Source organism: Bradyrhizobium sp., from assembly GCF_049581145.1.
Classification (GTDB): domain Bacteria; phylum Pseudomonadota; class Alphaproteobacteria; order Rhizobiales; family Xanthobacteraceae; genus Bradyrhizobium.
Genome location: NZ_JBAURI010000149.1, coordinates 1 through 6,465 on the forward strand (window position 1 = coordinate 1; position 6,465 = coordinate 6,465).

Sequence of the window (6,465 nt, forward strand, 5' to 3'; positions counted from 1 at the left end):
CGGGACCACACGATTTCGCCGTCCGCGTCCCCGGCGCTCGTCAGTCGCCACAGCCGCGTCCACCGCATTCCGCTCCACGTTCGTGACGATCGCGAAGCGTCCCTCTGACGGAACGGAACGTGAACAATGTAGTTTGATTTCGGCAAATCGCAAAGCGAATTATTTTCGCGCGGACGGGTTTTTCTGTGGATGGCCGATGTCGACCTGGCGGGATGGTCAGATGACCAATGGGCGTGTCGAGGTGATCACCTCGGTTGAATGGCGGTGATGCTGGAGCGCGGCGGAGAAGCAGCAGCTGGTGGCGTCGCTAAAACCGGGTGCCAGCTTTCGAAGTTCGATCGGGTAGGCAGGGTTTTCTTCGCGGATGGCCGCCAAACGTGAAGTCCGAGCGCCGGCATGACGGCGCGCCTGCCGCACGCCGGTGAGGCCATCTTCGACATCGGCAAGATCGAGGATGATTGCCTCAATGCCATGGTAAGAACGATCTGGATCGTGCGATCCGGCGAGAGCGTACCGAGGTTCGTCAGCCGTTGGGTTCTATCATGAGAGCAAGAGACCAAAGGCCATCCGTTTTGGACGTGCTGGCATCGCTGACGGACCTTCCCGCGCAGCGGCTTGCGCGCGGGCAGGTTGGCACGATCGTCGAGCAAATTGACGACCACACCTTGCTGGTTGCATTCAGCGACGACCAGGGCCGGGACTAGCGGTCGCGCCCCCGCAGGCGGATCTGCTCGTCCTGCACTACGTCCCGGAGGCGGCCTGATCGAGCGAATAAGGGCGGGCGGTGGAACCGACCGTTGCGGGTTCGAAAGTCCACCAAATTGCGGGAAAGTCCGCTTAATTGACGGGACTTCTCGAATGATCTGATAGTTAAGTGCACTGTCACCGTAATTCCGGAATTCGCACTCAACCGTTGCAGCTCTCGCATCCTGGCCTCGATCAACTTGGCGACAAGTGACGCCAAGCACACGCTGCGGGCCATGAAGGAGAACGCGCGGCAGGGCTTCTGGAACGGCGCGTTGCCGCCATGCTGAAGGTCCGGATCGCCGAGTTGAAGGCCACGCGTGATCCGGCCCGCCTTGACGCGGAGAGGGCCGAGGATGCGATTGGTCGGGCCCGGCCAACACTCACACCGCAAGTTCTCAAGACGTTTGCCAGGATGGCCAGCAAGCGCATGCGGCCCGAGTCGGGGGGCTCCCACCGTGATCACCTCCGTGCGCTCGTCCAACGCGTCGAAGTCGATCAGAAAGAACTGCGCATCATGGGATCGAAAAGCGCGCTTGTGCGCACGCTCGTCGCCGCTGAAAGCGCAAAAACGGCCGGTTTTGGCGTGCCCAGTTCTGTACCGAAATGGCGCGCCACGGCAGACGAAGATGGGCACTATTGTTTCGCCGTGGCGCTATGACGCCACGGCTGATTCTACGCTCCAACCCGCGAATCGCCGATGGCGGGCGATCTTCCCCTGCGCTTCGGGCGAATTGCCACTCGCTGATCCGAGTGAGATGCGGTCGATCGGGCGCGTCATGCGGTAACCTCCACTCAGGTTAGTCCAGGTCCTGCCAAGGTCCACCCCTCAGGCGCAATCGTGCCGGAACGATCATGTAATCGTCCTTTCGACCGAGCTCCTCTGCCACGACCGCTCCCGAAACAGCGTCGATATAGACGGTCCAGGACGCGAACCGTTCGACCCTATCCCTGTTGCCCGGGAATAGGATCTGCCAGAGGTGCGGATGGCCAGCGAAAGAACCGAGTGTCATCCCCGGCAACGACGATTTGGCAAATCCGTCCGGAACCGGCAAACGCTCCACAATCGCAACGATGTTGGTACTGTCGAGCCATTTCTCGGGCAAATCCATCGCATTCATCAGAAGATACGTTCCATACGACGGCGTCGTCTCGGCCTTAAAGGAGAGCCTACCATCTTGAAGGAGCACAACCTGTACCGTATCGCCGCTGTCGCCATAGCGCCACCTCGCCTGCCAAATACCGCGACCATCGGGCAGATGGAAACCGTAGGTCGATAACATGGTCAGGCGCCAAGGCGGCTTGAACCCCGCCATAAAGGGGACAATGAGATCCAGCGCCTCGCGTGCGCTGAGATGAGGTTGCGGGAGTTCAATCTTTCGATTTGGCGGAAGCCGGAGCCGCGTCGCTGCACCGGCTGGTTTCGTTCCGAGTTTGCGAGCGCCTTGTTCAAGAAGATCTTCCGTATGGTTCTGGGCAAATTCAGGGGAGAGCCATTTGTACGCAGGAACGCCAAGCAACTCTGCGAACCGATACGCTGGTTGGGCATCAACGGCCCTCCGGCAATCGAAGGGCTGGAGCAGCGGCTCGAGCAGCTCCGATGCAACAAACGGTGCGAGAGCAAGCGGGTCGAACTGTTCTAGCTCGACGGTCGGGGCCGGGTCCCACCAGCACGCAAATTCGATCGAAGTGCAGCTCGGACGCGTCAGCGCAAAAGTCCAGCCATGATCCTCGGCGTAGCAATAGTACAGGATCGCAAGACCCGTCAGCTTGCATAGGTCATCTGCGAAACGCGGACCCTCGGCGTTCCGGTATCGGGCCGATTCGGCGTATGGAACGAACGTCAGCCAACCGTTCGCCGGCCCGAAGGTCACCCCACTGAATTTCGCTTCGCGCAGCAGCTTTTGTACCTCGCGGCCGTCGCCGACACGAATATGATAGCTGATGCTAGATTCACTCATTGCCAAGTTGCATTCCACGCGGAAAACAAGACCATCGCACGGTGTTCCAGAAACGCAACTATCAAATGGTTTGCGGCCATGTGCGGCTCAGCGCGCTCATGATGGATTTGCGACCGCGTTCTGGGGAAGTGCAAAGCGGATGTGACACGGTTGAGACCCAACCGAATAAAGCGGCAAGATAAAAGCGCCTCTCCGCGGCGTAGAATCGGCTTGATCGGCTTTCGAGCCGGGATCGTTAGAATTTCATTGTGGTGCGCCGGGAGACCGGCAAGGAGGAGCCGAAGCCGAGGATGCGCGAGCGTGAGATGCCAAACCGCAAGATCGGTCGAGCACGCCATAGCCGTCAGCGCCTAACTGGCGCCGCCACGGAGGAGGGTCGATGAAGGCGGCGCTGCAAAACTATCAGGCCCGGATGCGGCGGGTGCTGGACTATATCGACCGGCATCTCGATGGTGATCTGGACCTGGAAAAAGTGAGCGGTGTTGCGGCCTTCTCGAAGTTTCATTTCCACCGGCAGTTCACGGCGACCTTCGGGCTGTCCGTGCATCGCTATGTCCAGCTTGCCCGTCTGAAGCGCGCTTCGTACCGGCTGGCCTACGCGGACGCCCCAAGCGTCACGGATATCGCGATGGATGCCGGCTATGACGCACCGGACGCCTTCGCCCGCGCCTTTCGGCAACGGTTCGGGCAATCGCCTTCGTCGTTCCGGAAGTCTCCCGACTGGGAGCCGTGGCTTGCGGCCTTCGGGCCTCTCGACAACGCCAGGAGCAAGCTGATGCAGAAGACCTTTACCGCTGACGACGTGACGATTCGCGATGTGCCCGCCACGCCGGTGGCGATCATGGAGCATCGGGGCGACCCGGAGATGCTCGGCGCCACCATCCGGCGGTTCATCGCGTGGCGCACGGCCGCCGGCCTGCACCCCAGGACAAGTCCGACCTTCAATGTCTGGCGTTCCGAGCGGCGTCCGGCGTCGCCCGCCGATTACAGCGTGGACCTTTGTGTCGGGACCGACCAGCCGATCGAGGCGAACGGCGAAGAGATCAAGGCCGGCGAGATCCCCGGCGGCCGCTGCGCGGTGCTGCGCGTGGTCGGCAACACCGGCAATCTGGAGCGCCCCGCGCTCTATCTTTATCGCGACTGGCTGCCGGCCAGCGGCGAGGAAGCCCGCGACTTCCCGATCTATTGCCAGCGGCTGAGCTTCTTCCCGGAGGTGCCGGAGCACGAGGCGGTCGCGGAGCTGTTCCTGCCACTGAAGTAGCGGGGTTGGACGGCGGCTTGTTCGATCCGATCGCCGTTCTGTTCAATCAACCATGGAACGGCGCCGCGCGGCTTTCAGCCAGAGATGCCAGGTCCGGTCGATCTGCGTGTCGTTGGTTGCCGCGGCCGAGGCGGCCTCGTCGTCCGTCAGGTAGGTGACGGGGCCGAGCTTCATCGCCTCGGACTGCAGCCGCGCGCCGACTTCGGTGTAGACCGCGCGGAACACGGCCTGGCGCAAGCTGTTACCGACGACCGTCGAGCCATGGCCGCGCATCAGCACAGCCGCGCCCTGGCCGAGGCTTTGCGCCAGCGCCGCGCCGAGGCGGGCATCCCGGATCAACAGATCGCTGGCGGGGCCCGCAACCTCGCGGATTTCGAACACCGGCGTGGCCGCGCCGAGAAAGCCGCACATGTGACAGAGCGGGCGCAGCCGCATGCTGCTCACGCTGAACGGGACGACCGCCGGCGAGTGGCTGTGCACGACGCTGACCACGTCCGGCCGAAGCCGATAGATCTCGCTGTGGATGAAGCGCTCCAGATAGACCGCCGGGCCGCCCGGCTCGATCGGCGCGCCGTCGCGATCGAACACCAGCACGTCCTGCGTGGTGACGAGCGCGGGCGCCATGCTTCTCGCCAGCAGAAACTGATCGGAGCGAAGCGGGTGGCGCAGGCTGACATGGCCGAACCCGTCCACCACGCCCTGATCGAACAGGATGTGGTTGGCATCGACCACTTCGTTGATCGCCGAGGCGACCGCCTCGGATGCAGTGTCGGACATGGTGAACCGCCGTATTCGCTGCTGACGCCGCGCTTGCGCCAGATAGGTTGCGTTCAATACTATGCCGCGCAGGACGTTGCGATCAACCGCGGGCAGGCGATGCCGTCGACCAACACGGAACAGCATTCGATAGTCGAACGATTCCACGAAACCGATCCTGTGGGAGTTGACCCCATCGTTCGTCATTCCGGGATGTGCTCCGGCCGGCGATAGCCGGCCGGAGTGCAGGCCCGGAATCCATAACCACAGACGGACGTATTTCGACAGGCGCGCCAACGGCTGCATAACACAACGCCGGCCGGTGGTTATGGATTCCGGGCTCGCGCAAGAGCGCGCCCCGGAATGACGGCACAGGAGATGCTCGGCGCTGGAAGCGAACCTTCTCGAAAACATCATCGCCGATCTGGCGCAGCAAGAGCCTGAACGAAACGCCGTGCCGGTCAGCCGCGGGCGAAGGAGAGGAGGAGGGAGAGCACATGGCGGAGCGGGTTCTGGATGTTGCCGCGCTGATCGAGACGCGCGGAATCGGTCCCGCGCAGTGGCGCGTGATCGGGCTTTGCGCGGTCGTGGCCATGCTGGACGGCATGGATCTGCAATCGATTGGACTCGCGGCGCCGGCCATGAGCGCGGAGCTTCACATTGCGCCGCCGGCTTTCGGCGTGGTGTTCAGCGCCGCGCTGGCCGGCCTTGCGCTCGGCGCCTTTCTGCTCGGCCCGGTCGCCGACCGGATCGGCCGCAAGCGGGTGCTGGTCGGCGCCACCTTCTGCTTCGGCGTGTTCACGCTGGCGACGGCCGCTGCCGGCAATCTGTCCGAACTGCTGGCCTGCCGCTTCCTGACCGGGTTCGGACTGGGCGGCGCGATGCCGAGCTTCATCAGCCTCGGATCGGAATATGTCGCCAGGACGCGCCGGGCCGCCGTGGTCAGCCTGCTCTGGGCCGGCTTCCCGCTCGGCGGCGTGGCCGGCGGACTGCTCGGATCATGGATCATCCCGCGCCATGGCTGGCCAGCGCTTTTCCTGGTCGGCGGCGCCCTGCCGGTGCTGCTGTCGATCGTCCTTGCGATCGCGCTTCCGGAATCGGTGAGCTTCCTGGTTGCGACCGGCAAGACGCGGGAGCGGATCGCCCGCACGCTGCATCGGATGTTTCCGGACCTCTCGATCGCCGGCGAAACCCGCTACGAACTCGCCAGCGAAATCGCTGCCAAGACAGTTACCAAGACAGTTACCAAGACAGTTGCCAAGACGGCTGCCAAGACAGCGGCCAAGACAAGCGTGATCGAGCTGTTCCGGTCGGGCCGCGCCATGGGCACGCTGCTGCTGTGGACGAGCTTCTTCTTCGCCTTCATGATCCTGGTGACGAATTCGTCGTGGAGTCCCATCCTGCTGCGCCGCGTCGGCATCGCCCCCGAAGAGACCGCGCTGGCGTTGGCGCTGTATAATTTCGGCTCGCTGTTCGGTTCGGCCGCGGCGGGCTGGCTGCTGGGCCGGTTCGGCGTGCTGCGCGTGCTGCCGCCGACCCTGATGCTGGGCGCGATGGCCTATGCGGCGGTCGGATGGTCGGCACCCTCGCTCGACGCGGTGATGGTGGCCGAAGGCCGGTTCGGCGTGCTGCTTGGCTGCGGCAGCTCGGGCCTGATCGCGCTCGCCGCCATCTCCTATCCGGTCGCGATCCGCTCGACCGGCGTCGGCTGGGCCACCGGGATCGGCCGGCTCGGCTCGGTCG

The 6,465-nt window shown here is 63.7% G+C and carries 8 protein-coding genes; 6 read left to right on the plus strand and 2 right to left on the minus strand.

The features are described 5' to 3' along the window. The 4 genes from WCB02_RS04915 to WCB02_RS04930 form a co-directional block, all read left to right on the plus strand. On the plus strand, window positions 1–268 hold a 268-nt coding region (locus tag WCB02_RS04915), incomplete at its 5' end, for a hypothetical protein (protein ID WP_423956714.1). Window positions 269–396: 128 nt separating this feature from the next. Further along, complete coding sequence (locus WCB02_RS04920; RefSeq protein WP_423956715.1) at window positions 397–546, plus strand: hypothetical protein; 150 nt, start codon at window positions 397–399, stop codon at window positions 544–546. Window positions 547–578: 32 nt separating this feature from the next. Then, complete coding sequence (locus WCB02_RS04925) at window positions 579–704, plus strand: DUF4926 domain-containing protein (protein ID WP_423956721.1); 126 nt, start codon at window positions 579–581, stop codon at window positions 702–704. Window positions 705–1,027: 323 nt separating this feature from the next. After that, a complete protein-coding gene (locus tag WCB02_RS04930; RefSeq protein WP_423956716.1) occupies window positions 1,028–1,405 on the plus strand; it encodes a hypothetical protein in 378 nt (125 codons plus the stop codon). Between the two features lie 139 nt (window positions 1,406–1,544). On the opposite strand, the gene WCB02_RS04935 is transcribed toward WCB02_RS04930, so the two are convergent. Continuing rightward, the gene (locus WCB02_RS04935) at window positions 1,545–2,705 is read right to left on the minus strand and encodes a hypothetical protein (RefSeq protein WP_423956717.1); all 1,161 of its coding nucleotides are present in this window, start codon (window positions 2,703–2,705) and stop codon (window positions 1,545–1,547) included. A gap of 379 nt (window positions 2,706–3,084) precedes the next feature. Between WCB02_RS04935 and WCB02_RS04940 the strand changes: the two genes are divergently transcribed. Then, complete coding sequence (locus tag WCB02_RS04940) at window positions 3,085–3,966, plus strand: AraC family transcriptional regulator (protein ID WP_423956718.1); 882 nt, start codon at window positions 3,085–3,087, stop codon at window positions 3,964–3,966. Between the two features lie 42 nt (window positions 3,967–4,008). Here WCB02_RS04940 and WCB02_RS04945 read toward each other — a convergent pair whose 3' ends face one another. Further along, window positions 4,009–4,743 carry a class II aldolase/adducin family protein gene (locus WCB02_RS04945; RefSeq protein ID WP_423956719.1) on the minus strand — a complete coding sequence of 245 codons (735 nt, stop codon included), beginning with the start codon at window positions 4,741–4,743 and terminating at the stop codon, window positions 4,009–4,011. Window positions 4,744–5,219: 476 nt separating this feature from the next. Between WCB02_RS04945 and WCB02_RS04950 the strand changes: the two genes are divergently transcribed. After that, window positions 5,220–6,465, plus strand: a 1,246-nt coding sequence (locus WCB02_RS04950) for an MFS transporter (RefSeq protein WP_423956720.1), incomplete at its 3' end; no start/stop codon positions are given.